Source organism: Cellulomonas sp. S1-8 (assembly GCF_026184235.1).
GTDB lineage: Bacteria > Actinomycetota > Actinomycetes > Actinomycetales > Cellulomonadaceae > Cellulomonas.
Genome location: NZ_CP110806.1, coordinates 1,809,484 through 1,834,645, shown reverse-complemented (window position 1 = coordinate 1,834,645; position 25,162 = coordinate 1,809,484). Strand labels below are relative to the sequence as shown.

The window sequence follows — 25,162 nt, the reverse complement described above, 5'->3', positions numbered from 1 at the left end:
CGCACCGCTCCCGGAGGCCGCCCGGGGGTGAGCCGATCGACTCACCCCCGAGCAACGGACGTCACGACCGCGGCTTCTCCCGCATCTCGTACGTCTCGATGAGGTCCTCGAGCTGCAGGTCGTTGTACGACCCGAGGCCGATGCCGCACTCGTAGCCCTCGCGGACCTCGGTCGCGTCGTCCTTGAACCGCTTGAGGGACTCGATCGTGAGGTTCTCCGCGACGAGCTTGCCCTTGCGGAGCACGCGCGCCTTGGAGTTCCTGCGGATCTCGCCCGAGCGCACGATCGACCCGGCGATGTTGCCGAACTTCGAGGAGCGGAAGATCTCGCGCACCTCGGCCGAACCGAGCTGCACCTCCTCGTACTCAGGCTTGAGCATCCCCTTGAGGGCGGCCTCGACGTCGTCGATGGCCTGGTAGATGACCGAGTAGAAGCGCACGTCGACGCCCTCGCGGTCCGCCAGCTCCTCGACACGAGGGGCGGGCTTGACGTTGAAGCCGATGATGATCGCGTTGTCGACCGTGGCGAGGTTGACGTCGTTCTGCGTGATGGCACCCACCCCGCGGTGGATGACGCGCAGCTCGACCTCCTCGCCGACGTCGATCTTGAGCAGCGCGTCCTCGAGCGCCTCGACGGCACCCGACACGTCGCCCTTGAGGACGAGGTTGAGGGTCTCGACCTTGCCCAGCTGCAACGCCTGCGTGAAGTCCTCGAGGCTGATGCGCTTGCGGCGCTTGGCCAGGAGGGCGGCACGCTCGGCCGCCTCGCGCTTCTCGGCGATCTGCCGCGCGGTGCGCTCGTCGGGCGCCACGAGGAACGTGTCGCCTGCACGGGGCACCGAGGACAGGCCGAGCACCTGCACGGGACGGGCAGGACCGGCCTCGCTCAGGGTGTCGCCGTGCTCGTCGAGCATGGCGCGTACGCGGCCGTGGGCGGTGCCCGCCACGATGGCGTCACCGACGTGCAGCGTGCCGGACTGGACCAGCACCGTCGCGACGGCACCGCGGCCCTTGTCGAGGTTCGCCTCGATGGCGACCCCTCGCGCGTCCTTGTCCGGGTTGGCACGCAGGTCCAGGGCGGCGTCCGCCGTGAGCAGGACCGCCTCGAGCAGCGCGTCGATACCCGTGCGCTGGAGCGCGGAGATGTCGACGAACATCGTGTCGCCGCCGTACTCCTCGGCCACGAGGTTGTACTCGGTGAGCTGCTGGCGGATCTTGGCGGGGTTGGCACCCTCGCGGTCCACCTTGTTGACGGCCACGACGATCGGCACGTTCGCCGACTGCGCGTGGTTGAGCGCCTCGATCGTCTGGGGCATCACGCCGTCGTCGGCCGCGACCACGAGGATCGCGATGTCGGTGACCTGGGCACCACGGGCACGCATGGCCGTGAAGGCCTCGTGACCCGGTGTGTCGATGAAGGTCAGCGCACGCTCGACACCCTCGTGCATCGCGTGCACCTGGTAGGCGCCGATGTGCTGCGTGATGCCACCGGCCTCGCCCGCGACGACGTCCGTGGACCGGATGGCGTCGAGGAGCTTGGTCTTGCCGTGGTCGACGTGACCCATGACGGTGACGACCGGCGGGCGCTCCGACAGGTCGTCGTCGCCCTCGGCCTCGAGCTCGGCGTCCAGGTCGATGTCGAAGGCCCCGAGCAGCTCGCGGTCCTCCTCCTCGGCCGAGACCATCTCGATGATGTAGCCGAGCTCGACCGCGAGCGTGCCGAACGTGTCCTCGTCGAGCGACTGCGTGGCCGTGGCCATCTCGCCGAGGTGGAACAGCACCGTGACGAGCGACGCGGGGTTGGCGTCGATCTTGTCGGCGAAGTCGTTGAGCGACGAGCCGTGACGCAGCCGGACGACGGTCTTGCCGTTGCCGCGCGGGACGGACACGCCGCCCAGCGACGGCGCCTGCATCTGCTCGAACTCCTGACGCTTCGCCCGCTTCGACTTGCGCCCACGGACGGGACGCCCGCCGGCACGGCCGAACGCACCCTGAGTGGAGCCGCGACCGGCACCACCGGGACGACCACCGCCGCCACCGGGACGACCGGCGAAACCGCCGCCACCGGCACCGGGGCCGGTGCCGCCACCGGGACGACCGGCAGCGCCGCCGCCGCCGAAGCCGCCACGACCGCCACCGCCACCAGCACCGCCACGGCCGGCAGGGGCCGGACGCTCACCGGGACGACCGACGCCGCTCTGGGTGCGACCGGGCATCATGCCCGGGTTGGGGCGCGGACCGCCCGGACGCGGACCGCCGGGACGCGGACCGCCCGGGCGCTCCCCCGCGGCAGCCGCGGGCGCACCCTCGGCCGGGCGGCGGTCGCCGGGGCGAGGCATGCCCTGGGACGGCGCGAACGGGTTGTTGCCCGGACGCGGACCACCGGGGCGCGGGCCACCGGGGCGCTCGCCCTGGCGAGGCATCCCCTGGGCGGGCGCGAACGGGTTGTTGCCGGGCCGGGCCGCGGCACGGGGCGCACCCGGGCGGGCACCGCCCGACGAGCCACCGGACTGGGCGGGGCGAGGTGCACCGGGACGGGCGCCCTGCGCGCCGGGCGCCGACTGCGCCGGACGTGCGCCGGCGTTCGCCGGAGCCGCAGGCGCGGACGGGCGGCTGCCCGCGGCGCGGGAGCCTGGGGTGCCGGCGCCTGCGGAGCAGCGGCCTGCGGTGCGGGCGCCTGCGGAGCAGCAGCCTGCGGTGCGGATGCCTGCGGAGCAGCCGGCGCGGGGGCGGCCGGTGCGGGCGCCGCCGGACGCGCGGACGCCGGTGCGGTCGTGCCGCCGGACGGCGCGGGCGCTGCGGGGCGTGCGGGCGCGGCGGACCTGGCGCTGCCGGATCCCCCCGCCGGGTAGGTGTCGCGCAGCTTGCGCACGACGGGCGGCTCGATGGTCGAGGACGCCGACCGGACGAACTCACCGAGCTCGTTCAGCTTGGTCATGATGGTCTTGCTGTCGACCCCGAGCTCTTTGGCGAGCTCGTAGACGCGGACCTTGGCCACATCTCTCCTGTCCTGGTCCGCCCGGACAGGGTCGGACCGTCGTTAGTGCTGGGTACTCATCGCTGGGTACTCATCGGTGGGTGCTCATCGGGTCGCCATCGGCTTCCAACCCGCTTTCCTTCTCGACGGTCGGTACCGGGGGCATCCCCGGCACCGTGCTGCTGAGCTGTGGCTGGTCCTGCTGCTCGACGTGCCGCGCCACGGCACGGGCCACGGTCTCGGTCCCCAGGGGGCCCGTGTACCGCAGCGCCCTGCCGAGTGCCCGCCGTGTGACGGCGAGCTCGAGGCAACGCTGGTCGGGGTGCAGCCACGCACCCCGGCCCGGCATCCGGCGGCGCTCGTCGACGACGAGCACGGGTTCCCCCGCGCCGACGTCCGTCAGCACCACCCTCAGCAGGGCAGATCTCCGGCCGGTCGCGCGACACCCCACGCACGTGCGAACAGGACCCGGATCGGGTACGGGAGGCACGGGATCGGGGGTCCGCCTGCTCGGCGAGGAGAGCCGAGCGCGCGGCTCAGCCTTGCTGAGTCTAGCGCGCCGGTTCACCGGACGTGACCGGACGCCCCCGCAGCCGCGTCGTCGGCGCCGCGGGACGCCGGGTCGGCGGACGGTCCAGGGGCCTCCCCCGGACCCTGCTCGGCGTCCGACCGGATGTCGATGCGCCACGTCGTGAGCTTCGCGGCGAGGCGGGCGTTCTGCCCCTCCTTGCCGATGGCGAGCGAGAGCTGGTAGTCCGGCACCACCACGCGCGCGGCACGCGCCACGGGGTCCACGATGGTGACGTCGAGCACCCGCGCCGGGGACAACGCGTGCGCGATCATCTCCGCCGGGTCGTCCGAGTGGTCGACGATGTCGATCTTCTCGCCGTGCAGCTCGGCCATGACGGCCCGGACGCGGCCCCCCATGGGCCCGATGCAGGCGCCCTTCGCGTTGACGCCCGCCACGTGGGAGCGCACCGCCATCTTGGTGCGGTGGCCCGCCTCGCGCGCCATCGCGGTGATCTCGACGGTGCCGTCGGCGATCTCGGGCACCTCGAGCGCGAACAGCTTGCGGACGAGGTGCGGGTGCGTGCGCGAGAGCGTGATCTGCGCGCCGCGCGGCCCGCGAGCCACGTCGAGCACGAACGCGCGCAGGCGCTCACCGTGCACGTACTTCTCGCCGGGGACCTGCTCGTGCGCCGGCAGCACGGCCTCCACGCCGCCGACGTCGACCAGCACCGTGCGCGGGTCCCGCCCCTGCTGGATGACGCCGCCGATGATCTCGCCGGCCTTGCTGCGGAACGCCCCGAGCACCTGGTCGTCCTCGGCGTCCCGCAGCCGCTGGACGATGACCTGGCGCGCGGTGGCGGTCGCGATGCGCCCGAACCCGTCGGGGGTGTCGTCGTACTCGGGCTGCTCGGGGGTGCCCGGTTCGGCGTCCTCCGGCTCGGGCTCCCGCGCCCACACGGTCACGTGACCGCTGCGGCGGTCCAGCTCGACCCGCGCGCGCGGCTGCGCGCCGGGCGAGCGGTGGTACGCCGAGAGCAGTGCCTGCTCGATCGCCTCGACGAGCACGTCGAGCCCGATCTCCCGCTCGCGCTCGATGAGCCGTAGCGCCTGCATGTCGATGTCCACGTCAGTCTCTCCTTGCGCCGTCCCGCGGGCCGGCGTCGTCATCGGCCTCGTCGTCGCGCACCGCGGCGAGGTCCACCTGCACATGTGCGTCGCGCACCGCGTCCCACGCCAGGGTCACCGGCGGCGCGGGCTTGGCGCGGCGGCCCTTGATCGGCGGGGGCACCGGCACCACGACGAGATCCGGGGTGTCGCCGTCCGCGACCTGCTCGAGCCTGCCCGTCAGCGTGCTGCCGTCCGTCAGCCGCACCACGACCGTGCGCCCCCGGGCTCGCCGCCAGTGCCGTGCGACCGTGAGCGGGCGCTCGGCGCCGGGGCTGCCGACCTCGAGCGTGTAGGCGTCGGGCAGCACGTCGGCGTCGTCGAGCGCGTCCGAGACGGCACGGGTGACGTCGCCGACCCGGTCGAGGTCGAGCGTCCCCGCGTCGGCGTCGTCGAGGTCCACGGCCACGCGCACGACCGTGCTGCGCCCGCTGCCGGAGACCTCCAGGCCGTCGAGCACCAGACCGGCACCCGTCACGGCGGCCTCCACGACCTGCCGCACGCGAGGTGCGGGAGCTGGCGAGCCCATGACCTGGCCTCCTCCTCGGCTCTCCTGCACGGTGGGCGCAGGCGGCGACCCTGTGTCGTTGTCCCTCCAGCCTAACGACTCCCGGCGCCCCCGCCGACGTGCGCGGCGGACGTGGACGGGCATGGCAGGATCGCGCCGATGCATCACCACCTCGCCCCGCAGCCGCTCCCCCGACCGACGACGTCCGGTCGGCGGGTGGTCCGGGCCGCCGCGCTGCTCGTCGCGGTCGCGCTCACCCTGGGGGCGTGCGGCCTGCGGCTCGAGACCCCGCCGCCCGCGGAGCCGTCCCCGGACCCCGTCGAGCAGGTCCGCGCCCGCACGGTGGACGACGCGCTCGGCCTGGTCGACGCCGCGTTCGCGCTGTCGGCGGCGGACGTCGTCGAGCCCGTGCGTGCGGTGCTCGACGACGTCGCGGAGTTCTCGACCCGGCACGCGCAGGAGCTCGGGGGTGTGTACGACTCCGGCCTCCCCGAGACCACGCCGACAGCCACGCCCCACCGTGCGATGCCTGCGGTGACGGACGTCACGGGGCTGCTCCGGGAGCTCGTGGACGACGCGGCGCGCGCGAGCGGCGACGCGGACGCCGTGCCCGACCCGGAGCTCGCTCGCCTGGTCGCCTCGATCGCCGTTGCGCGCGACGGTCTCGCCGACCGTCTTGCGAGCGCGACGGGTCAGTCGCGGCCCGAGCCGGCGGCCGCCCAGTATGCGGGGGCGAGCCCGGACGGGGCCGCCCCGGACGTCGCCGACGACGGCAGCACGGCGGCCGCGGCGGGGGACGGGGTGGAAGGCGGCACGCCGACACCCGCACCCGCGACGACGCCCGAGCCCGGCGGCGCGCCCGAGGGCGCCGCGGCGCTCGCGCTGGCGCACGACGAGGCCGCGTGGACGTTCACCGTCCTGGCCGCGCGGGTGGCCGACGACCGGCGTGCCGCGTTGCTCGGCGAGGCCGCGCGTCACCGTGCGGCCTCCGACGCCTGGGCGCACGTGGCGGGGGTCGTGGGCCAGCCGACGGACCCCCGACGCGCGGCGTACGCGCTGCCGGCCGCCGTCGACGACCCGGCGGCCGCCGAGGCGCTCCCGCGGACGCTCGAGACGGCGGTCGCCGACGCCAGCGCGAACGTCGTGGCGGGCGCGGCGCAGGGTCAGCGGCGCGATGCCGTCGCCGGCCTGCGCGCCGCGACGACCGCGGCCGTCGCGTGGGGCGCCGCGCCGGTGCCGTTCCCGGGGATGCCGGAGCTCGCCGCCGTCCCCGAGGGCTGAGCGGACCCACCGGCAGCGCGCCCCCTGCGGGGCGCGCCCCGGGGGCGACGTGCCGTCAGCCGGCGAGCTGCTCGTCGACCAGCTCGGCGACGCGGTCCGCGGCCGTCCCCACGGGGACCTGCTCGGCCGTGCCGCCCACGCGCGGACGGACCTCCACCACGCCGTCGGCGAGCCCGCGTCCGACCACGACGACGAGCGGGACGCCCAGCAGCTCCGCGTCGGCGAACTTCACGCCGGGCGAGACCTTGGGGCGGTCGTCGTAGAGCACCTCGACCCCGCGGGCGGCCAGGGTCGTGGCGATCGCCTCGGCCGCCTCGAACACGGCGGGGTCCTTGCCGGTCGCGACGACGTGCACGTGCGCCGGGGCGACGTCGGCGGGCCAGGCCAGGCCACGCTCGTCGTGGTTGGCCTCGGCGAGCGCCGCGAGCACGCGGGTGACCCCGATGCCGTAGGAGCCCATCGTGACGACCCGGGCCTTGCCGTTCTGGTCCAGGACCGTCAGCCCGAGCGCCTGCGCGTACTTGCGTCCGAGCTGGAAGATGTGGCCGATCTCGATGCCGCGGGCGAGCTCGAGCGGGCCCGAGCCGTCGGGGGCGGGATCGCCGGCACGCACCTCGGCGGCCTCGACGACGCCGTCGGCCGTGAAGTCGCGGCCGGCGACGAGGTCGAACACGTGCCGACCGGGCGCGTTCGCACCCGTGATCCAGCGGGTCCCGGGCACGACGCGCGGGTCGAGCAGGTACCGCACGGCCGTCCGCTCGGCGCCGTCGGCGACCGGGACGTTCGGACCCAGGGCGCCGGGCCCGATGTACCCGCGCACGAGCTCGGGGTGCGCTGCGAGGTCGGCGTCACCCGCGGCCTCGACCTCGGCCGGCGCGACGGCCGCCTCGAGCCGCTTGAGGTCCACCTCGCGGTCGCCGGGCAGCCCGACGACGACGAGCTCGCGCTCCCCCGTCGGCTGCCGCAACGCGAGCACGACGTTCTTCAGGGTGTCGGCGGCCGTCCAGGCGCGGTCGGCGCGGGGCAGGCGCTCGTTCGCGAGAGCGACCAGCGAGGCGATCGTGGGCGTGTCCGGGGTGTCCTCGACGTGGGCGGCGGGCGCGTCGGTCCAGTCCAGCGGCTCGGGCACCACGGTCGTCACGGCCTCGACGTTGGCGGCGTACCCGCCGGCCGACCGGACGAACGTGTCCTCGCCGATCGCCGTCGGCGTGAGGAACTCCTCGGACCGCGACCCGCCCATGGCACCCGACGTGGCGGCGACGATGACGTACTCGAGACCGAGGCGCTCGAAGATCCGTCGGTACGCGCCGCGCTGCGCCTCGTAGGAGGCCGCGAGCCCCTCGTCGTCGACGTCGAACGAGTAGGCGTCCTTCATGACGAACTCGCGACCGCGGATGAGTCCGGCGCGCGGCCGTGCCTCGTCCCGGTACTTCGTCTGGATCTGGTAGAGCGCGAGGGGGAGGTCCTTGTACGACGAGTACAGGTCCTTGACCAGAAGCGTGAACATCTCCTCGTGCGTGGGCGCGAGGAGGTAGTCGCCGCCCTTGCGGTCCTGGAGCCGGAAGATGTTGGGCCCGTACTCGGTCCAGCGTCCCGACGCCTCGTACGGCTCCTTGGGCAGCAGCGCCGGGAAGTGCACCTCCTGCGCGCCGATCGACGCCATCTCCTCGCGGACGACCCGCTCGACCTTCGCCAGGACCCGCAGGCCCAGCGGCAGCCAGGTGTAGATCCCCGGGGCGGCGCGGCGGATGTACCCCGCGCGCACGAGGAGCCGGTGGCTGGCGACCTCGGCGTCGGCGGGGTCCTCGCGCAGGGTGCGGACGAACAGCGTGGACATGCGCAGGAGCATGGGGGCGAGCCTAGTGCGCGCCGCGGGAGGTCACGAGCCACGGGCGCGCCGTGGGTGCGCGGTGCGAGGATGTGCCCGTGCCGGAGCTGCCCGAGGTCGAGGCGCTCGCGCAGTACCTGCGCGGGCGGACGGTCGGACGTGCCGTGACCCGCGTCGAGGTCGCCGCGATCAGCGCGCTCAAGACGTTCCGGCCGGCCCCGACGGCGCTGCGCGACGGCGTGGTGACCGACGTGGCGCGGCACGGCAAGTGGGTGGACGCCGTCGTGGACTCCCCCGCCGACGGGACGCTCCACCTGGTCTGGCACCTCTCGCGTGCCGGCTGGGTGCGGTGGTACGACGTGCTTCCCGAGCGCCCCGCACGGCCCGGCAAGTCACCGATCGCGCTGCGCGTCGGGTTCGACGACGGCACGGGCTTCGACCTGACGGAGGCGGGGACGCGCAAGCGTCTCGCGGTGCACGTCGTCGCCGACCCGGCCGACGTGCCGCCGATCGCCTCGCTCGGCGTCGAGCCGTTGTCCGACGAGTTCACGCCCGAGCGCCTCGGTGAGCTGCTCGCCGCGCGCAACCAGCAGGTCAAGGGCCTGCTGCGCGACCAGGGGACGATCGCGGGCATCGGTAACGCGTACTCCGACGAGATCCTGCTGGTTGCGCGGACCAGCCCGTTCGCGCCGACGCGCTCGTACGACGCGGCGCGGACCCGCACGCTGCACACCGCGATCCGCACGGTGCTGACCGAGGCGGTCACGACCGCGACGGGCAAGCCGGCCGCCGAGCTGAAGGACGCCAAGCGCCGCGGCATGCGGGTCCACGGGCGCACCGGCGAACCGTGCCCCGGCTGGGACGGCGTGCCGTGCGGCAACACCGTGCACGAGGTGTCGTTCGCCGACTCGTCGCTGCAGTACTGCCCCACGTGCCAGACGGGCGGCAAGCCGCTGGCCGACCGGCGCATGTCGCGCTTGTTGCGCTGACCTGGGGGACGTCGTGCGAACCGGCCCGCGTCGCCCCGGCGAGCACTACCATCACGCCCATGAGCACCTCACGCGCACGGGTCCGGGACCACGCGCTGCCCGCGAGGTACGCCGTGCTGGGCGGCGCGACGCAGGCCTGCTCGGTCGGCGGGCTCGCGCTCGTCACGCTCGGCCACGGCATCGCCGCGTGGGCGCTGATGATGGCCGGCTGCCTGCTGTCGGTGGCGTCCCACCTGCACTGGCGGCGGCGGGTCGACGGCCACCCGCTCGGCACGTCGCTCGGCACGGCCGGCGTGATGCTCGCGCTCCTCGCGCTGCTCGGGGTCGGAGCCCTGGGCGCGCGCGCCGTGGTGGTCGGCGCGCCGTGGCTCGCGGTGCTCGTCGCCCTGGCGACCGGCGCGGCGACGGCCGGGCTGCTGCGCTGGTGGCAGCTGCGACCGGTGCTCAGCCCGGTCTGACGGGCGCTCGGGTGGCACGGGCCCGTCAGAAGAGGACGGTCGCGTACGTCCCGACCTCGCGGAAGCCGACGGCCTCGTACGCGCGCACGGCGCGCGTGTTGTAGCCGTTGACGTACAGCGAGACCACCGGTGCGATCTCGGCGCGGGTCGCCTGGACGACGGCGGCCATGCCGCCCTCCGAGAGCCGCTCGCCGCGACGCTCCGGGTCGACCCACACGCCCTGCACCTGTGCGACGCCGCCGGCGACAGCGGGCACCTCGGCCTTGAACACGACGCGGGGGCGCCGCCAGCTGCCCTCGCGGTCGACGAGGACGAACGAGCGGCCCTCCTCCAGGAGGCGGCGCACCCGGATCTCGTACGGCCCGCCCGGCCCGCTGGCCGGGGAGTACCCGACCTCCTCCGTGAACATGCGGATGCACGCCGGCAGCACCACGTCGTACTCCTCGGGCCGCGACCGCCGCACCCGCGGGTCAGGGGCGACCAGCGGGTCCCCCGCCAGCACCATCGACGGCTGGTGCGCCCGCACCTCGCGCTCGACGGGCCACGCGCCGCGCAGCCGTGACCACAGGCCCAGCACGGCGTCGGCCGGCCCGACGATCGACGAGCAGCGCCGGCCGCGGGCGCGTCCCAGGTCGGCGAACGCGGCCAGCGCCCGCGCGGTCACGTCGGCGTCGACGGCCCCGACGACCGGGACGAGGTTCGCGCCGACCCAGCAGACCGCCACCAGGACGCCGTCCTCGGCGTAGCCCCACAGCTCACCGCCGGCGCGCCGCAGCCCGCCGACGGCGGCGTGCTCGAGCCGGCTGGTGGCGAGCACCGAGGCCACGGGGTCGACGGCGCACAGCGCCAGCGCGGCCGGGACGTCGGCATCGGCGAGGACGAGCGCGCCGGTTCGTCCCGGGAGCGTCGTCGCGTGCGGTGCCGCCATCCTCCGATTGTGCCCCACGTCACACTGCGATGTCGCCGGGGAGAGGTGCGGCTCGGCAGGACTCACCCCGTGGGCTCAGCTGATCGAGACCACGGGCGAGCCGGCGCCGGCCTCGACCGGGTCCATCGTCTCGGCCAGGCGCATGGCCTCCTCGATGAGCGTCTCGACGATGAGCGCCTCGGGCACGGTCTTGACGACCACGCCCTTGACGAAGATCTGCCCCTTGCCGTTGCCCGACGCCACGCCCAGGTCGGCCTCGCGTGCCTCGCCGGGACCGTTGACGACGCAGCCCATGACGGCGACGCGCAGCGGCACCTCCATGCCCTCCAGACCGGCCGTCACCTTCTCGGCGAGCGTGTAGACGTCGACCTGCGCGCGACCGCACGACGGGCAGGACACGATCTCGAGCTTGCGCGGGCGCAGGTTGAGGGACTGCAGGATCTGCAGGCCGACCTTGACCTCCTCCACCGGCGGGGCCGAGAGGGACACGCGGATGGTGTCGCCGATGCCCTTGCTGAGCAGGGCACCGAAGGCGGTGGCGGACTTGATGGTCCCCTGGAAGGCGGGGCCCGCCTCGGTGACGCCGAGGTGCAGGGGCCAGTCCCCACGCTCGGCGAGCAGCTCGTACGCCCGCACCATGATGACCGGGTCGTTGTGCTTGACGCTGATCTTGAAGTCGCGGAAGCCGTGCTCCTCGAACAGCGACGCCTCCCACACGGCCGACTCGACGAGCGCCTCGGGGGTGGCCTTGCCGTACTTGGCGAGCAGCCGCGGGTCGAGCGATCCCGCGTTGACGCCGATCCGGATCGAGACCCCGGCCGCGGTCGCGCGGTCCGCGATCTCCTTGATCTGGTCGTCGAACTTGCGGATGTTGCCCGGGTTCACCCGCACCGCGGCGCACCCGGCGTCGATCGCCGCGAAGACGTACTTGGGCTGGAAGTGGATGTCCGCGATCACGGGGAGCTGCGACTTGCGTGCGATCGTCGCCAGCGCGTCCGCGTCGTCCTGCGTCGGGACCGCCACGCGCACGATGTCGCAGCCCGCCGCGGTGAGCTCGGCGATCTGCTGGAGCGTCCGGTTGATGTCGGTCGTGGGCGTCGTCGTCATCGACTGCACCGAGACCGGGGCGTCACCGCCGACCGCGACCTTGCCGACGCGGATCTTGCGGGACACGCGCCGGGGAGCCAGCACCTGTGCGGGAGGCTGCGGCATGCCGAGGTTGATCGAGGTGCTCACCGCTCCATCATCCCACCCCCCCGGCCCCGCAGGCCGCCCCCGGGCGGGCGGCACCCGCATGCTCACCGGCCCGTCACCGGACGTCCACGGACCGACCGCCCCGGGGCGCGTCTCGCCCGTGTCGACCGTCAGCCGAGCCGCACCGGGTTGACGATGTCGACGTAGAGGAGCAGGAGCCCCACGCCGCCCAGCACGGCGAAGACCGTGTACGCGAGCGGGACGAGCAGCGCCGAGTCCGCCGGGCGCGTGCGGACCACGCCCCGCAGCCGCGAGAGCTGGCGACGGGCGCCCTCCCAGAGCGCGGTCACGACGTGCCCGCCGTCCAGCGGGGGCAGCGGCAGCAGGTTGAAGACGAAGAGCGCGAGGTTGAGCATCGCGAGCGTGGTCAGCAGGCCCGCGGCGCGGACGGCGACGGGTTCGGTGTCCATCGCCGCGATCTCGCCGGCGAACCGCCCGACCCCGACCGGGCCCACGATGGAGGTCCGGTCACGCTCGCCGCCCGTGAACGTCGTCTCGACGAGCGCCCCGACGCGCTGCGGCAGGGTCGCGACGACCTGCACCGTCTGCCAGGTCGCGGACGCCGCGACCTCGAGCGCCATGCCGACGGACTGGCGCTCGACCACCGACGTGGGACCCACCCCGAGGAAGCCGACCTCGCGCGTCACGAGCTCGCCGGACTCGTCGGTGACGGCCGCCCCGTCCTCGTCGACCACAGGGCGCTCGGCGACCACGGGGGTGACGCTCAGGTCCTGCTGCTGCCCGTCACGCTCGACGACCATCGTGACGGTGCGGTCCCCGCTCTCCCGGATCAGGCCGCTGACCTGCGCCCACGACGTGACCTCGACGCCGTCGTACGACACCAGGCGGTCCCCCGGCAGCACCCCCGCGGCGGCGGCGGGCGCGGCGGGGTCGTCAGCGCTGCAGGTGGTGCCGGCGGGGGCGTCGATGGCCACGATGCACTCCGACACGCTCGCGACCGTCGTCCCGGCCACGGGCACCCCGATGCCGACGTACGCCACCAGCACCAGCACGACGGCGATCAGCAGGTTCATGACCGGTCCGCCGAGCATGACGACGAGCTTCTTGGGCGTCGACAGACGGTAGAACGCGCGGTGGTCCTCGCCCGGCCGGATCTCCTCCGCGCTGGCCGCGCGGGCACCTGCGGCCACGCGCTGCCACCAGCCGCGCGGCTCGCGCGCCCCGACGGCCTCGTCCGTGGGGTACATGCCGATCAGGCGCACGTACCCGCCGAGCGGCAGCGCCTTGACGCCGTACTCCGTCTCACCGCGGGTGCGGGACCACAGGGTCGGCCCGAAGCCGACCATGTACTGGCTGACGCGCACACCGAAGCGCTTGGCGGGCACCATGTGCCCGACCTCGTGCAGGGCGATCGACCCGAGCAGCACGACGACGAAGACGAGGACCCCGACGAACGTCTCCACGACTCCCACCTCCCGCAGGCCGGACGGCCCGTCCCTGCGCCGACAGGGTACGTCCGCGCGGCGACATCGTCGGCCGGGCACCTGGGAGGACGCTGGGAGGATCGCCCGGTCGGCGCAGCGACGGACCGCCGGGGCGGGTGACGCCCCTCAGGCGCCTCAGCCGCGCCGACGCGCCCGGGACACCATCGCGACGACCGCGACGACCAGCAGCGCCAGGACGAACATGGCCGAGCTGATGACGTTGGCCTGCGGCGGGATGCCGCGGGTGGCCGAGACGTAGACGAACTTGGGGAACGTCGCGAACCCGCCCGACGTGAAGTTCGTGACGATGAAGTCGTCGAAGCTGAGGCTGAAGGCCAGCAGCGCCGCCGCCCCGATGCCGGGCAGCAGCAGGGGGAACGTCACCCGCCAGAACGCCTGCCAGGGGGTGGCGTACAGGTCGGCGGCGGCCTGCTCGAGCGCGGGGTCGAGCGTCGCCACGCGGGCTTTGACGGCGACGACGACGAAGCTCAGGCAGAAAAGCACGTGCGCCACGACCACGGTCCAGAAGCCCAGCGGCAGCCGCAGCGACAGGAACTGGGAGACCAGGGCCGCGCCCAGCACCACCTCCGGCGTGGCCATGGGCAGGAAGACGAGCAGGTTCACCGGCCCACGCCCGCGGAACCGCGCACGCACCAGGGCGATCGCGAGCAGCGTGCCCAGCGTCGTGGCCACCAGTGTCGAGACCAGGCCGACCTGCAGCGACCCCACCAGCGCCTCGCACACCCGCGGCGCCCCGCACGGGTTGCGCCACGCGTCGAGCGTGAACCCCTGCCACGAGAGATTGGTCTTGCCCGCGTCGTTGAACGAGAAGAGCACGGTGTAGGCGACGGGCACGAGCAGGAAGACGAACCCCAGGGACGCGAACACCGGCACGACCGCGGCGCTCAGCCGCGCCCTGCTCACAGGAGCTCCTCGGTACCGGCGCGCCGCACGTACCCGGTGACGAGCACGAGGATCGAGACCATGAGCACGACCGACAGGACGGCGGCCGTCGGGTAGTCCAGCACGCGGAAGAACCTGGCGTCGACGACCTGCCCCACCATGACGGTCGTCGTGTTGTTGCCCAGCAGCGAGGAGTTGACGTAGTCACCCGTGGCCGGGATGAACGTCAGCAGCGTGCCGGCGACCACCCCGGGCATCGACAGCGGCAGCGTGACCGTGCGGAAGGTCGTCAGCGGCGTCGCGTACAGGTCGGCGCCGGCCTCGAGCATGCGGGGGTCGAGGCGTTCCAGCGCCGCGTAGAGCGGCAGCACCATGAACGGCAGGAAGGAGTACGTCAGGCCGATGACGACCGCGGCCGGTGCCGCCGAGAGCCGCCCGTCCGGGGCCAGGACGTGCAGCCACCGCAGCGCGGTCACCACGGCGGCGTCGTCGGCCAGGATCTGCTTCCAGGCGATGGTCCTCAGGATGAAGCTCGTGAAGAACGGCGCCACGACGAGGACGACGAGCAGGCCCTGCAGGCCCGGACGCCCGCGGGCCCGGACCGCGATGACGTACGCCATCGGGTACCCGATGGCGAGGCAGGTGAGGGTCGCCACGGCGGCGAACCCGAAGGAACGCGCGAGCTGCGGCCAGAACTGCGCCAGGGCGTCGGGGTAGTTCTGCCACCGGAGCGCGGGCGTGAAGTCACCGAGCTCGCCGCCCGGCACGGGGGCGTACAGGGACATCGCGAGCAGCGTGCCGACGGGCAGCACGAAGAACGCGACGAGGTACAGCAGCCCCGGGACGAGCAGTCCCCGGTAGCCGCGCCCGGGTCGCGCGGGCGCACCGGCGCGGTCGGTGCCGGCGGGACCGGTAGGCGTCGCCGGCCGGACGAGGGCGGCGACGACGCTCACGGCTCGTCGTCCAGGTCGAGCGTCCCGGCCGCCGGCTCCTCGTGACCGTCGAGCGCGAACGTGAAGGGCGGCGACCAGGCGAGGTGGACGCGGCTGCCGGGCGCGTGCAGGGCGGCGCTGCCGGCGTTCTGCGCGAACACCCCGAACGTGCCCACCCCGTCGACCGCGACCTGGTACTGCGTGCTGACCCCGGCGAACGACGCGTCGACGACGGTGCCGGGGCCCAGGTGGTTGTCTCCGCTGCCGACGACGGGCCCGTCGACCAGCCGCACCTTCTCCGGACGCACACCGACCAGCACCCGCGGTCCCGAGGCCACGCTGCGGGCGGCGGGCACCAGGACGCGGGAGCCCGCCACGTCGACGCCGAGCATCGCGCCCCCGTCGAACCGCTCGACCACGGTGCCCGGGACGAGGTTCGACTGACCCAGGAAGTTCGCGACGAAGGACGTCCGGGGGTGCTCGTACAGGTCGGCGGGGGCGCCGAGCTGTTCGATCCGGCCGCCGTTCATCACGGCGACCGTGTCGGCCATGGTCATGGCCTCCTCCTGGTCGTGCGTGACGTGCACGAAGGTGATGCCGACCTCCGCCTGGATGCGCTTGAGCTCGAGCTGCATCTGGCGGCGCAGCTTGAGGTCGAGGGCTCCGAGGGGCTCGTCCAGCAGCAGCAGCGCGGGCCGGTTGACCACCGCCCGCGCGAGCGCGACGCGCTGCTGCTGACCGCCCGAGAGCTGGGCGGGGCGGCGCTCGGCGAGGTGCGCGAGCTCGACGAGTGCGAGCGCGTCGATCGCACGTGCCCGCACGTCGCGCACGCCGCGCCGCCGGAGCCCGAACGCCACGTTCTCCAGCACGTTCAGGTGCGGGAACAGCGCGTACGACTGGAACACGGTGTTGACCGGCCGGCGGTGCGCGGGTGCGCCCGTCACGTCGCGCCCTGCGAGGCGGATCGTCCCCGCGGACGGCCGCTCGAGGCCTGCGACCATCCGCAGGGTCGTCGTCTTGCCGCAGCCCGACGGGCCCAGCAGCGCGAAGAAGGCCCCCGAGGGCACGGTGAGCGTGAGGTCGTCGACGGCGGCGAAGGTGCCGAACCGCTTGGTGACCCGCACGATCTCGAGGGCCGCGCCGCCAGCCTGCGCGGACGCGGGCGCCTCGCTCTTGTCGGCGTCGAGGGCGGTCACGTCCCCGAGGCTCCGATCGCTACGAGGAACTGGCCGTAGTACCGCTCCTCCTCGGCCGGGGTGAGCGTGCGGAAGACATGGACCTGCTCGAGGAGCTCCTCGGTGGGGAAGATCATCGGGTCCTGGGCCAGCTCGGGGTCGACCTCGGCCATCGCCTCCTGCGCGCCCTGGACGGGGGTCACGTAGTTGACCCACGCGGCCACCTCGGCGGCGACGACCGGGTCGTAGTAGTAGTTGAAGAGGTCCTCGGCCTGCGCGCGGCGCGGCGAGGCCTTGGGCACCATGAGGTTGTCGCTCCACAGCATGCCGCCGGCGTCCGGGATCGCGAACGCGAACCGGCCGTCGTGCTCGTAGTTGAGCGAGGTGATGTCGCCCGACCACGCGAGGCACGCGACGGCGTCGCCGGACGCGAGGTCCTCCAGGTAGGAGTTACCGCGTACCTGGCTGATCTGACCGCTGTCCAGGTTGCGTTGCACCACGTCGAGCGCGTCGAACCAGTCGTCGGTGGTCCAGCTCCCTGCGGGGTCCGTGCCGTTCTCGAGCATGATGAGGCCCATCGTGTCCCGCATCTCGGAGAGCACCTGGACGCGTCCGCGGTACTCGGGGTTCCACAGGTCGGAGACGTTGCGCAGCCCCCCCGGGATCAGCTCGGTGTCCCACGCGATGCCGGCGAACCCGGACTGCCACGTCAGCGAGTAGTGGCGGCCGTCGTCGAAGTCCACCGCGTCGAGGTTGGGCAGGATGTTCGCGGTGTTCGGCATGCGGGACCGGTCGAGCTCGGCGACGAGCTCCTGCCGGATCCAGCGCGCCGCCATCCAGTCGGTGAGCGTGACGACGTCGTACCCGATGTCCTGCCCGCTGCCGAGCTGGCTGGAGACCTTCTCGTAGAAGGAGTCGTTGTCCTCGATGTCCTCGGCGTACTCGACCGCGATCCCGCTCTGCTCCTCGAACGCCTCCAGCGTCGGGAAGCGGGTGCCGTCCTCGTCCTGGTCGAGGTAGGCCGTCCAGTTCGCCCAGCGCAGCGGACCGTCGGACGTCGCCGCACCGTCTGCGGTGGCCGTGCCGCCGGTGCCGCAGGCGGCGAGCAGCGCACCGGTGCCGACAGTGCCTGCCGCCCCGGCGAGGAAGCGGCGCCGGGACAAGCCCCGGGCCTGCCGGACCAGCTCACGCACCCGAGGGTCAGCCGGTCGCGGACGTCGGACGCTGCTCATCTTGCTCCTCTCGCAGGGGCCCACGGCCGGTCTCGAGCGCGGACACGATCTCAGGCGCCGATCGCGGCGAGGAACCGGCCGTTGTACTGCTCCTCCTCCTCCGCGGTCAGGGTGCGGAAGACGTGGACCTGCTCGAGGAGCTCCTTGGTGGGGAAGATCATCGGGTCCTGGGCCAGCTCGGGGTCGACCTCGGCCATCGCCTCCTGCGCGCCCTGGACGGGGGTCACGAAGTTGACCCACGCAGCCACCTCGGCGGCGACGACCGGGTCGTAGTAGTAGTTGAAGAGGTCCTCGGCCTGCGCGCGGCGCGGCGAGGCCTTGGGCACCATGAGGTTGTCGCTCCACAGCGTGCCGCCGGCGTCCGGGATCGCGAACGCGAACCGGCCGTCGTGCTCGTAGTTGAGCGAGGTGATGTCGCCCGACCACGCGAGGCACGCGATCGCGTCGCCGGACGCGAGGTCCTGCAGGTAGGAGTTGCCGCGCACCTGGCGGATCTGACCGCTGTCCAGGTTGCGTTGCACCACGTCGAGCGCGTCGGACCAGTCGTCGGTGGTCCAGCTGCCGGCGGGGTCCGTGCCGTTCTCGAGCATGATGAGGCCGATCGTGTCCCGCATCTCCGAGAGCACCTGGACCCGTCCGCGGTACTCGGGGTTCCACAGGTCCGAGACGCTGCGCAGCCCACCGGGGATGGCCTCGGTGTCCCACGCGATGCCCGCGAACCCGGACTGCCACGTCAGCGAGTAGTGGCGGCCGTCGTCGAAGTCCACCGCGGCGAGGTTCGGCAGGATGTTCTCGGCGTTCGGCATGCGGGACCGGTCGAGCTCGGCGACGAACTCCTGCCGGATCCAGCGCGCCGCCATCCAGTCGGTGAGCGTGACGACGTCGTACCCGATGTCCTGCCCGCCGCGGAGCTGGCCGGAGATCTTGCCGTAGAAGGTGTCGTTGTCCTCGATGTCCTCGGCGTACTCGACCGCGATCCCGCTCTGCTCCTCGAACGCCTCCAGCGTCGGGAAGCGGGTGCCGTCCTCGTCCTGGTCGAGGTAGGCCGTCCAGTTCGCCCAGCGCAGCGGACCGTCGGACGCCGCCCCACCACCCGCGGTGGCCGAGCCGCCGGTGCCGCAGGCGGCGAGCAGCGCGCCGGTGCCGACAGTGCCTGCCGCCCCGGCGAGGAAGCGTCGGCGGGAGACCCCGCGGGCCTGCCGCACGAGCTCGCGCACCCGGGGGTCCCCCGGGAGCGGACGTCGGTCGCTGCTCATCTCGCTCCTCTCGCGCGGACCGTGACCCGGCCCGGCTGGATCGTGGCGCACCCGAAGGTGGCCGCACAAGGAATTCGTGGCGCCGCACACCGCTCGCAACGAAAAGTTTCCAGTACCGGAACATTCACGACGAAGAACGTGCACGTGACGTGACGGCGGCCACATGTTACGGGCGTCCACGGACGGGGTGACAGGACCGCCCACAGGTCGGACCCCTCCCGGTTCGTCCTGATCCGTCCTGTCACCCGAACGAGGACATGACGTGCTTCAGCCGCGTGTACTCCTCGAGCCCGTAGAGGGACAGGTCCTTGCCGTGACCGGAGTGCTTGAACCCGCCGTGCGGCATCTCCGCGACGAACGGGATGTGCGTGTTGATCCACACGACGCCGAAGTCGAGCGCGCGCGAGACGCGCAGCGCGCGTGCGTGGTCCCGGGTCCACACCGAGGAGGACAGCCCGTACCGCACGTCGTTCGCCAGGCGCACGGCCTCGTCCTCCTCCGTGAAGGTCTGGACTGTGATCACGGGCCCGAAGATCTCCTCCTGGACCGCCTCGTCCTGCTGACGCAGCCCGTCGACGACCGTCGCCTCCAGGAAGAACCCCGGCCCGTCGGGACGGGCCCCGCCGGCCACCACCTCGGCGTGGCCGGGGAGCCGCTCCAGGAAGCCGGTGACGCGGGCGAGCTGCGCGGCGTTGTTCACCGGCCCGAACGCCACGTCGGGGTCGTCGGGCAGCCCCGTGCGACGCGACCGCGCCGCGTCGGCCAGGGCGGCGACGAAGTCGGCGTGCACGCGGGCGTGCACCAGGACCCGCGTGGCCGCCGTGCAGTCCTGCCCCGCGTTGTAGTAGCCGGCGTCCGCGATCCCCTCGGCGGCCGCCGCCACGTCCGCGTCGTCGAACACCACGACCGGCGCCTTGCCGCCGAGCTCCAGGTGCACGCGCTTGAGCCCGTCGGCCGCCGCGCGCGCGACCTCCGCGCCCGCCCGCACGGACCCGGTGATCGCGACCAGGTCCGGCCGCGGGTGCGCGACGAGGGCGCGTCCGGTGTCCCGGTCGCCGCACACCACGTTGAGCACGCCGGGTGGCAGCACCTGTGCCGCGAGCTGCGCGAGCCGCACGGTCGTGACGGGCGTGGTGTCCGACGGCTTGAGGACGATCGTGTTGCCGGCCGCGAGCGCCGGGGCGATCTTCCACACGGCCATCATCAGCGGGTAGTTCCACGGCGTGACCTGGCCGACCACGCCGACGGGCTCGCGGCGCAACCACGACGTGTGGCCCTCGAGGTACTCCCCGGCGGACAGGCCGGTGAGCACGCGCGCCGCCCCGGCGAAGAACCGGAGCTGGTCGGCGCACGGCGGCACCTCGTCCGTCGCGGTCAGGTGCAGGGGCTTGCCGGTGTTGCGCGACTCCGCCGCGACGAGCTCGTCGGCGTGCTCGTCGACGAGGTCCGCGAGCGCCAGCAGCGCGGTCTGCCGGTCGGCCGGCGTCGTGCGTCCCCAGCCCACCGCGGCGCGGTCCGCGGCGGCGTACGCGGCATCGACGTCCTCGGGGCCGCTGAGCGGCGCCCGCGCGTACTCCTGGCCGGTGCTGGGGTCGACGACCGCGGTGGTGCGGCCCTCGCGCGCCGGGGTGTCCCGGCCGTCGACGACGTTGGTGAGCTCGAGCGGCGCGATGTCGGTCACGGTCCTCCTCGGGGCGCCCGGGCGACCGGGGGCCCGGCGTGCGTGCGGTCGGATGCCGCGAGGCTAGTGGGACGACGTCGCGCACCGGAAGGACCCTGCGCGCCGCACCCCCGGATCCGTCGGCCCGCGCGCACCCGTTCCGCGGATCCGTGCGTGGACACGCGATCGCAACACGGAATCACTTGCCCCGGTGCGTCGGGGCGCGCCACGATCGGGTCCATGACGCAGCGGGACCGCAGCACCGTCGCGCTCGACGCGGCCGCGAAGGGCATCATCGAGCAGCTGCAGGAGGACGGCCGGCGGCCGTACGCGACGATCGGCAAGGCCGTCGGCCTGTCCGAGGCCGCCGTGCGCCAGCGGGTGCAGCGCCTGCAGGAGTCGGGCGTGATCCAGATCGTCGCGGTGACCGACCCGTTGCAGGTGGGCTTCCGGCGGCAGGCCATGATCGGCCTGCGCGCCGACGGCGACCTCAACGTCCTGGCCGAGCAGGTCGCGGCCATCCCGGAGGTCGACTACGTCGTGGTGACGGCCGGCTCGTTCGACGTCCTCGTCGAGGTGGTCTGCGAGGACGACGAGCACCTGCTGGCGGTCTTGAACGACACGATCCGCGCCCTGCCCGGGGTCCGCAGCACCGAGACGTTCGTCTACCTGCGGCTGCACAAGCAGCTCTACAACTGGGGAACCCGATGAGGACCACGCCGCGCGGCACCGACCGCCAGACCGCCGCCCGCGACCACCTGTGGGGGCACTTCACGCGCCAGAGCGCCTGGGAGCACGGCGTCCCCACGATCGTGCGCGGCGAGGGGCACCACATCTGGGACGCCGACGGGCGCCGCCTCATCGACGGGCTGTCCGGCCTGTTCGTCGTCCAGCTGGGGCACGGGCGCGAGGAGCTGGCCGCCGCGGCGGCGGCGCAGGCCCGCGAGCTCGCGTTCTTCCCGCTGTGGTCGTACGCGCACCCGCAGGCCATCGACCTCGCGGAGCGGCTCGCCGCGCACGCGCCGGGCGACATCAACCGGGTCTTCTTCACGACGGGCGGCGGTGAGGCCGTCGAGACGGCGTGGAAGCTCGCCAAGCAGTACTGGAAGCTCCGGGGACGCCACGGCAAGCACAAGGTGATCTCGCGGGCCGTCGCGTACCACGGCACGACGCAGGGCGCACTGTCCATCACCGGCCTGCCGGAGCTCAAGGCGCCGTTCGAGCCCCTGGTCCCCGGCGCGCACAAGGTGCCCAACACCAACGCGTACCGCGCGCCGGAGCACCTGCGCGACGACCCGAAGGCGTTCGGGCTCTGGGCCGCCGACCGCATCGCCGAGGCCATCGAGTTCGAGGGGCCCGACACGGTGGCCGCGGTCTTCCTCGAGCCGGTGCAGAACGCCGGCGGCTGCTTCCCGCCGCCGCCCGGGTACTTCGAGCGCGTGCGGGAGATCTGCGACGAGCACGACGTGCTCCTCGTGTCCGACGAGGTGATCTGCGCGTTCGGGCGCATCGGCTCGATCTTCGCCTGCGAGGACCTGGGCTACGTCCCGGACATGATCACGTGCGCCAAGGGGATGACGTCCGGCTACTCCCCCATCGGCGCGTGCCTGGTGTCCGACCGCGTGTACGAGCCGTTCGCGACGGGCGCCACGAGCTTCGCGCACGGCTACACCTTCGGGGGGCACCCGGTGTCGGCCGCCGTCGCGATGGCGAACCTCGACCTGTTCGAGTCCGAGGGCGTCGTCGCGCACGTGCACGAGAACGCCCCGGTGCTGCGCCGCACGCTGGAACGCCTGCTCGACCTGCCGATCGTCGGCGACGTCCGCGGGGAGGGCTTCTTCTACGGCATCGAGCTGGTCAAGGACACCGCGACGCGCACGACGTTCGACGACGACGAGTCCGAGCGGCTGCTCCGCGGGTTCCTGACGCCGGCGCTCTACGAGGCCGGCCTGTACTGCCGGGCCGACGACCGCGGGGACCCGGTCGTGCAGCTGGCGCCGCCCCTGACGTGCGGCCCGGCGGAGTTCAACGAGATCGAGCAGATCCTGCGGGGCGTCCTGACCGAGGCGTGGGCGCGCCTGTGAGGGACGACGCGGCCTCGCTGTGGTGGGACCAGGTCGTCGCCGACGACCCCGACGAGGCCCGGCCGCGGCCCCCGCTCGACGGCGACACGACGGCCGACGTGGTCGTCGTCGGCGCGGGCTACACCGGCCTGTGGACCGCGTACTACCTGCTCGAGGCAGACCCCTCGCTCGACGTGCTCGTCGTCGACGCCCACGTCGCGGGGTACGGCGCGAGCGGCCGCAACGGCGGATGGTGCTCGGCGCTGTTCCCGGTCGGGCCCGACGCCCTCGCCCGCCGGCACGGGCCGGACGCCGCGCACGCGATGCGCGCGGCCCTGCGCGACACCGTCGTCGAGATCGGCGGCGTGACCGCCGCGGAGCAGATCGACTGCGACTTCCGGTTCGGCGGGACCGTCTCGCTGGCGCGCACGTCCCCGCAGGTGGACCGGCTCGCGGCGGACGTCGCCGAGGCGGGTCGCTGGGGCGACGAGGCGCACCTGCTCGACCCCGACGGCGTCGCGGAACACGTTCGCGCTTCCGGCGTGCTCGCCGGCTCGTGGACGCCCGACTGCGCGCGCGTCCAGCCGGCCCGGCTCGCGCGCGGGCTTGCGCGGGTCGTCGAGCAGCGCGGTGCGCGCATCGCCGAGGGCACCCGTGCGGTGCGGATCTCCCCACGGGCCGTCGTGACCGACCACGGGACCGCGCGCTGCCGGTGGGTCGTGCGCGCCACCGAGGCGTGGACCGCGACCCTGCCCGACTCGCACCGGGCCATCGCCCCCGTGTACTCGCTGATGATCGCGACGGAGCCGCTGCCGGCGTCGGTGTGGGCGCAGATCGGCCTGGAGCGGGGCGAGACGTTCACCGACGCGAGGCACCTGGTCGTCTACGGCCAGCGCACGGCCGACGACCGCATCGCCTTCGGAGGCCGGGGCGCGCCGTACCACGCCGGGTCCCGCGTCGACGCGTCCTACGACCGCGTCCCGCGGGTGCACGAGCACCTGCGACGCACGCTCGTCGACCTGCTGCCCCCCGTGGCGGACCACGAGGTCACGCACGCCTGGGGCGGGCCGCTGGGCGTCCCCCGCGACTGGCACGCGTCGGTCGGGCTCGACCAGGGCACGGGGATCGGCTGGGCCGGCGGCTACGTCGGCGACGGGGTCGGCGCCGCCAACCTCGCCGGGCGCACCCTGGCCGACCTGGTCACGGGCGCGGACACACCGCTGACGCGGCTGCCCTGGGTCGGCCACCGGTCACCGGACTGGGAGCCCGAGCCGCTGCGCTGGGCAGGGATCACCGCCGCCCGGTGGGCGACGGCGTGGTCCGACCGCGTCGAGCGGCGGACGGGCCGCAGCAGCCGGCTGGCCGAGGGTCTGGCGCCGCTGCTCGGCCGCTGACGCGGGGCTGCCGCTGACGCGGGTCGGCCGCCGGGTCGACGCGGACGCAGGTCAGCCGGCCGCGAGCACCTCGCGCGCGCGGGCGCGCGCCCACCGCTCGGCGTCGAGCACGGCGTCGAGCGTCAGTGCGTCCCGGGGCGTCCCGTCGTGCTCGCCGAGCACTCGCGCGACCGTCGCCACGACATGGCCGAACCCGATCCGGCCCGCCAGGAACGCGGCGACGCCCTCCTCGTTCGCGGCGTTGTACACGGCCGGGTGCGTCGCGGACGCCGCGACCGCCGACCGTGCCAGACCGACCGCCGGGAACACGTCCTCCGCGAGGGGCTCGAACGTCCAGGACGTGGCCGTCGACCAGTCGCACGGGTGCGCCGCGCCGGGCACCCGCTCGGGCCACGCCAGCCCCAGCGCGATGGGCAGCCGCATGTCGGGCGGCGAGGCCTGCGCGATCGTCGAGCCGTCCGCGAACTCGACCATGGAGTGCACGACCGACTGCGGGTGCACGACGACCGTGATGTCGTCGACGGGGACGTCGAACAGCAGGTGGGCCTCGATGAGCTCCAGGCCCTTGTTCATCAGGCTCGCCGAGTTCACGGTGACGACCGGACCCATCGACCACGTCGGGTGCGCGAGCGCCTGCTGGGGCGTGGCGGTCGCGACCTGCTCGGCCGTCCAGCCGCGGAACGGGCCGCCCGACGCCGTCAGCACGAGTCGACGCACCTCGCGGGGGGTCCCCGAGCGCAGCGCCTGCGCGATCGCGGAGTGCTCGGAGTCGACCGGCACGATCTGCTCGGCCCGGACCGCGGCGGCGTGCACGAGCGCACCGCCCACGACGAGGGACTCCTTGTTGGCCAGGGCGAGCGTGCTCCCCGCGCGCAGCGCCGCGAGCGTCGGCAGCAGGCCGACGGACCCGGTGATGCCGTTGAGGACGACGTCCGCGCCGGAACCGGCCAGCTCGGCGGCGGCGTCGGGGCCCGCGAGGACACGCGTGCCGGGCAGGGCGTCGCGCAGCACGGCGGCGACGCCCGGGTCGGCGACCGCCACGACCGGCACGGCGTGCGTGCGGGCCTGCTCGATCAGGAGGTCGACGTGCGCACCGCCCGCCGAGAGGCCGACGACGGTGAAGCGGTCGCGGTGCGCGGCGACGATGTCGAGGGCCTGCGTGCCGATCGACCCCGTCGATCCGAGGACCGTCACCGAGCGGCTCAT

Annotated in this window: 20 protein-coding genes and 1 pseudogene; 6 read left to right on the top strand and 15 right to left on the bottom strand. The window is 74.0% G+C overall.

All coding sequences use genetic code 11. The annotated features are described in order from the left end of the window. Window positions 1-61: 61 nt before the first annotated feature. From infB to rimP, 4 genes and pseudogenes are all read right to left on the bottom strand, one after another. Window positions 62-2,997 (bottom strand): annotated as a pseudogene (gene infB / locus OKX07_RS08190) (translation initiation factor IF-2). A 70-nt stretch (window positions 2,998-3,067) separates the two neighbouring features. Continuing rightward, a complete protein-coding gene (locus tag OKX07_RS08185; RefSeq protein ID WP_416220846.1) occupies window positions 3,068-3,385 on the bottom strand; it encodes a YlxR family protein in 318 nt (105 codons plus the stop codon). Between the two features lie 155 nt (window positions 3,386-3,540). Continuing rightward, window positions 3,541-4,611 carry a transcription termination factor NusA gene (gene nusA / locus OKX07_RS08180; RefSeq protein WP_265631330.1) on the bottom strand — a complete coding sequence of 357 codons (1,071 nt, stop codon included), beginning with the start codon at window positions 4,609-4,611 and terminating at the stop codon, window positions 3,541-3,543. Window position 4,612: 1 nt separating this feature from the next. Further along, window positions 4,613-5,179 (bottom strand): ribosome maturation factor RimP, encoded by a 567-nt coding sequence (gene rimP, locus OKX07_RS08175; protein WP_265631329.1) that lies wholly within the window; start codon window positions 5,177-5,179, stop codon window positions 4,613-4,615. 138 nt (window positions 5,180-5,317) lie between these two features. Between rimP and OKX07_RS08170 the strand changes: the two genes are divergently transcribed. Further along, window positions 5,318-6,439 carry a DUF4439 domain-containing protein gene (locus tag OKX07_RS08170; RefSeq protein WP_265631328.1) on the top strand — a complete coding sequence of 374 codons (1,122 nt, stop codon included), beginning with the start codon at window positions 5,318-5,320 and terminating at the stop codon, window positions 6,437-6,439. A 55-nt stretch (window positions 6,440-6,494) separates the two neighbouring features. Here the strand turns inward: OKX07_RS08170 and OKX07_RS08165 are convergent, their stop codons facing one another. Then, window positions 6,495-8,288: a proline--tRNA ligase gene (locus tag OKX07_RS08165; RefSeq protein WP_265631327.1), complete on the bottom strand. Its 1,794-nt coding sequence runs from the start codon at window positions 8,286-8,288 to the stop codon at window positions 6,495-6,497. 77 nt (window positions 8,289-8,365) lie between these two features. On the opposite strand from OKX07_RS08165, the gene OKX07_RS08160 reads away from it, so the two are divergent. Further along, window positions 8,366-9,256, top strand: coding sequence for an Fpg/Nei family DNA glycosylase (locus OKX07_RS08160; protein WP_265631326.1), 891 nt, complete (start codon window positions 8,366-8,368; stop codon window positions 9,254-9,256). Between the two features lie 59 nt (window positions 9,257-9,315). Further along, a complete protein-coding gene (locus tag OKX07_RS08155; RefSeq protein WP_265631325.1) occupies window positions 9,316-9,714 on the top strand; it encodes a hypothetical protein in 399 nt (132 codons plus the stop codon). Window positions 9,715-9,739: 25 nt separating this feature from the next. Here OKX07_RS08155 and OKX07_RS08150 read toward each other — a convergent pair whose 3' ends face one another. The 9 genes from OKX07_RS08150 to OKX07_RS08110 all read right to left on the bottom strand — a co-directional run bounded on the left by OKX07_RS08150 (window position 9,740) and on the right by OKX07_RS08110 (window position 20,520). Next, window positions 9,740-10,642 carry a DUF4081 domain-containing GNAT family N-acetyltransferase gene (locus OKX07_RS08150; RefSeq protein WP_265631324.1) on the bottom strand — a complete coding sequence of 301 codons (903 nt, stop codon included), beginning with the start codon at window positions 10,640-10,642 and terminating at the stop codon, window positions 9,740-9,742. Between the two features lie 75 nt (window positions 10,643-10,717). Next, entirely contained in the window at window positions 10,718-11,854 is a 1,137-nt protein-coding gene (ispG, locus tag OKX07_RS08145; protein ID WP_416220867.1) for a flavodoxin-dependent (E)-4-hydroxy-3-methylbut-2-enyl-diphosphate synthase, read from the bottom strand. Window positions 11,855-12,006: 152 nt separating this feature from the next. Further along, the gene (locus OKX07_RS08140) at window positions 12,007-13,320 is read right to left on the bottom strand and encodes a M50 family metallopeptidase (RefSeq protein ID WP_265631322.1); all 1,314 of its coding nucleotides are present in this window, start codon (window positions 13,318-13,320) and stop codon (window positions 12,007-12,009) included. Between the two features lie 156 nt (window positions 13,321-13,476). Beyond that, window positions 13,477-14,265 (bottom strand): ABC transporter permease, encoded by a 789-nt coding sequence (locus OKX07_RS08135; RefSeq protein WP_265631321.1) that lies wholly within the window; start codon window positions 14,263-14,265, stop codon window positions 13,477-13,479. Continuing rightward, entirely contained in the window at window positions 14,262-15,197 is a 936-nt protein-coding gene (locus OKX07_RS08130; protein ID WP_265631320.1) for an ABC transporter permease, read from the bottom strand. The genes OKX07_RS08135 and OKX07_RS08130 overlap by 4 nt, the downstream gene beginning before the upstream one ends. Next, window positions 15,194-16,372 carry an ABC transporter ATP-binding protein gene (locus OKX07_RS08125; RefSeq protein WP_265631319.1) on the bottom strand — a complete coding sequence of 393 codons (1,179 nt, stop codon included), beginning with the start codon at window positions 16,370-16,372 and terminating at the stop codon, window positions 15,194-15,196. The genes OKX07_RS08130 and OKX07_RS08125 overlap by 4 nt, the downstream gene beginning before the upstream one ends. Beyond that, window positions 16,369-17,544: an ABC transporter substrate-binding protein gene (locus OKX07_RS08120; RefSeq protein ID WP_265631318.1), complete on the bottom strand. Its 1,176-nt coding sequence runs from the start codon at window positions 17,542-17,544 to the stop codon at window positions 16,369-16,371. Before OKX07_RS08120 ends, OKX07_RS08125 begins: the two co-directional genes overlap by 4 nt. 89 nt (window positions 17,545-17,633) lie before the next feature. After that, the gene (locus tag OKX07_RS08115) at window positions 17,634-18,839 is read right to left on the bottom strand and encodes an ABC transporter substrate-binding protein (protein ID WP_265631317.1); all 1,206 of its coding nucleotides are present in this window, start codon (window positions 18,837-18,839) and stop codon (window positions 17,634-17,636) included. A gap of 241 nt (window positions 18,840-19,080) precedes the next feature. After that, window positions 19,081-20,520 carry an aminobutyraldehyde dehydrogenase gene (locus OKX07_RS08110; protein WP_265631316.1) on the bottom strand — a complete coding sequence of 480 codons (1,440 nt, stop codon included), beginning with the start codon at window positions 20,518-20,520 and terminating at the stop codon, window positions 19,081-19,083. Between the two features lie 219 nt (window positions 20,521-20,739). Between OKX07_RS08110 and OKX07_RS08105 the strand changes: the two genes are divergently transcribed. The 3 genes from OKX07_RS08105 to OKX07_RS08095 are packed head-to-tail and all read left to right on the top strand — an operon-like array spanning window position 20,740 to window position 23,956. Then, window positions 20,740-21,210, top strand: a complete 471-nt coding sequence (locus OKX07_RS08105; RefSeq protein WP_265631315.1) for an Lrp/AsnC family transcriptional regulator — start codon at window positions 20,740-20,742, stop codon at window positions 21,208-21,210. Further along, window positions 21,207-22,583, top strand: coding sequence for an aspartate aminotransferase family protein (locus OKX07_RS08100; RefSeq protein WP_265631314.1), 1,377 nt, complete (start codon window positions 21,207-21,209; stop codon window positions 22,581-22,583). Before OKX07_RS08105 ends, OKX07_RS08100 begins: the two co-directional genes overlap by 4 nt. Beyond that, the gene (locus tag OKX07_RS08095; protein WP_265631313.1) at window positions 22,580-23,956 is read left to right on the top strand and encodes an NAD(P)/FAD-dependent oxidoreductase; all 1,377 of its coding nucleotides are present in this window, start codon (window positions 22,580-22,582) and stop codon (window positions 23,954-23,956) included. The genes OKX07_RS08100 and OKX07_RS08095 overlap by 4 nt, the downstream gene beginning before the upstream one ends. A gap of 51 nt (window positions 23,957-24,007) precedes the next feature. On the opposite strand, the gene dxr is transcribed toward OKX07_RS08095, so the two are convergent. Continuing rightward, entirely contained in the window at window positions 24,008-25,162 is a 1,155-nt protein-coding gene (gene dxr, locus OKX07_RS08090) for a 1-deoxy-D-xylulose-5-phosphate reductoisomerase (RefSeq protein WP_265631312.1), read from the bottom strand.

What these genes read in the sequence shown, in the direction of transcription:
- OKX07_RS08115 (WP_265631317.1), bottom strand. Translation starts at nt 18,839, where the DNA reads ATGAGCAGCGACCGACGTCCGCTCCCGGGGGACCCCCGGGTGCGCGAG.
- OKX07_RS08100 (WP_265631314.1), top strand. Translation starts at nt 21,207, where the DNA reads ATGAGGACCACGCCGCGCGGCACCGACCGCCAGACCGCCGCCCGCGAC.
- OKX07_RS08150 (WP_265631324.1), bottom strand. Translation starts at nt 10,642, where the DNA reads ATGGCGGCACCGCACGCGACGACGCTCCCGGGACGAACCGGCGCGCTC.
- OKX07_RS08170 (WP_265631328.1), top strand. Translation starts at nt 5,318, where the DNA reads ATGCATCACCACCTCGCCCCGCAGCCGCTCCCCCGACCGACGACGTCC.
- dxr (WP_265631312.1), bottom strand. Translation starts at nt 25,162, where the DNA reads ATGAGCCGCTCGGTGACGGTCCTCGGATCGACGGGGTCGATCGGCACG.
- rimP (WP_265631329.1), bottom strand. Translation starts at nt 5,179, where the DNA reads ATGGGCTCGCCAGCTCCCGCACCTCGCGTGCGGCAGGTCGTGGAGGCC.
- OKX07_RS08105 (WP_265631315.1), top strand. Translation starts at nt 20,740, where the DNA reads ATGACGCAGCGGGACCGCAGCACCGTCGCGCTCGACGCGGCCGCGAAG.
- OKX07_RS08165 (WP_265631327.1), bottom strand. Translation starts at nt 8,288, where the DNA reads ATGCTCCTGCGCATGTCCACGCTGTTCGTCCGCACCCTGCGCGAGGAC.
- OKX07_RS08155 (WP_265631325.1), top strand. Translation starts at nt 9,316, where the DNA reads ATGAGCACCTCACGCGCACGGGTCCGGGACCACGCGCTGCCCGCGAGG.
- ispG (WP_416220867.1), bottom strand. Translation starts at nt 11,854, where the DNA reads ATGCCGCAGCCTCCCGCACAGGTGCTGGCTCCCCGGCGCGTGTCCCGC.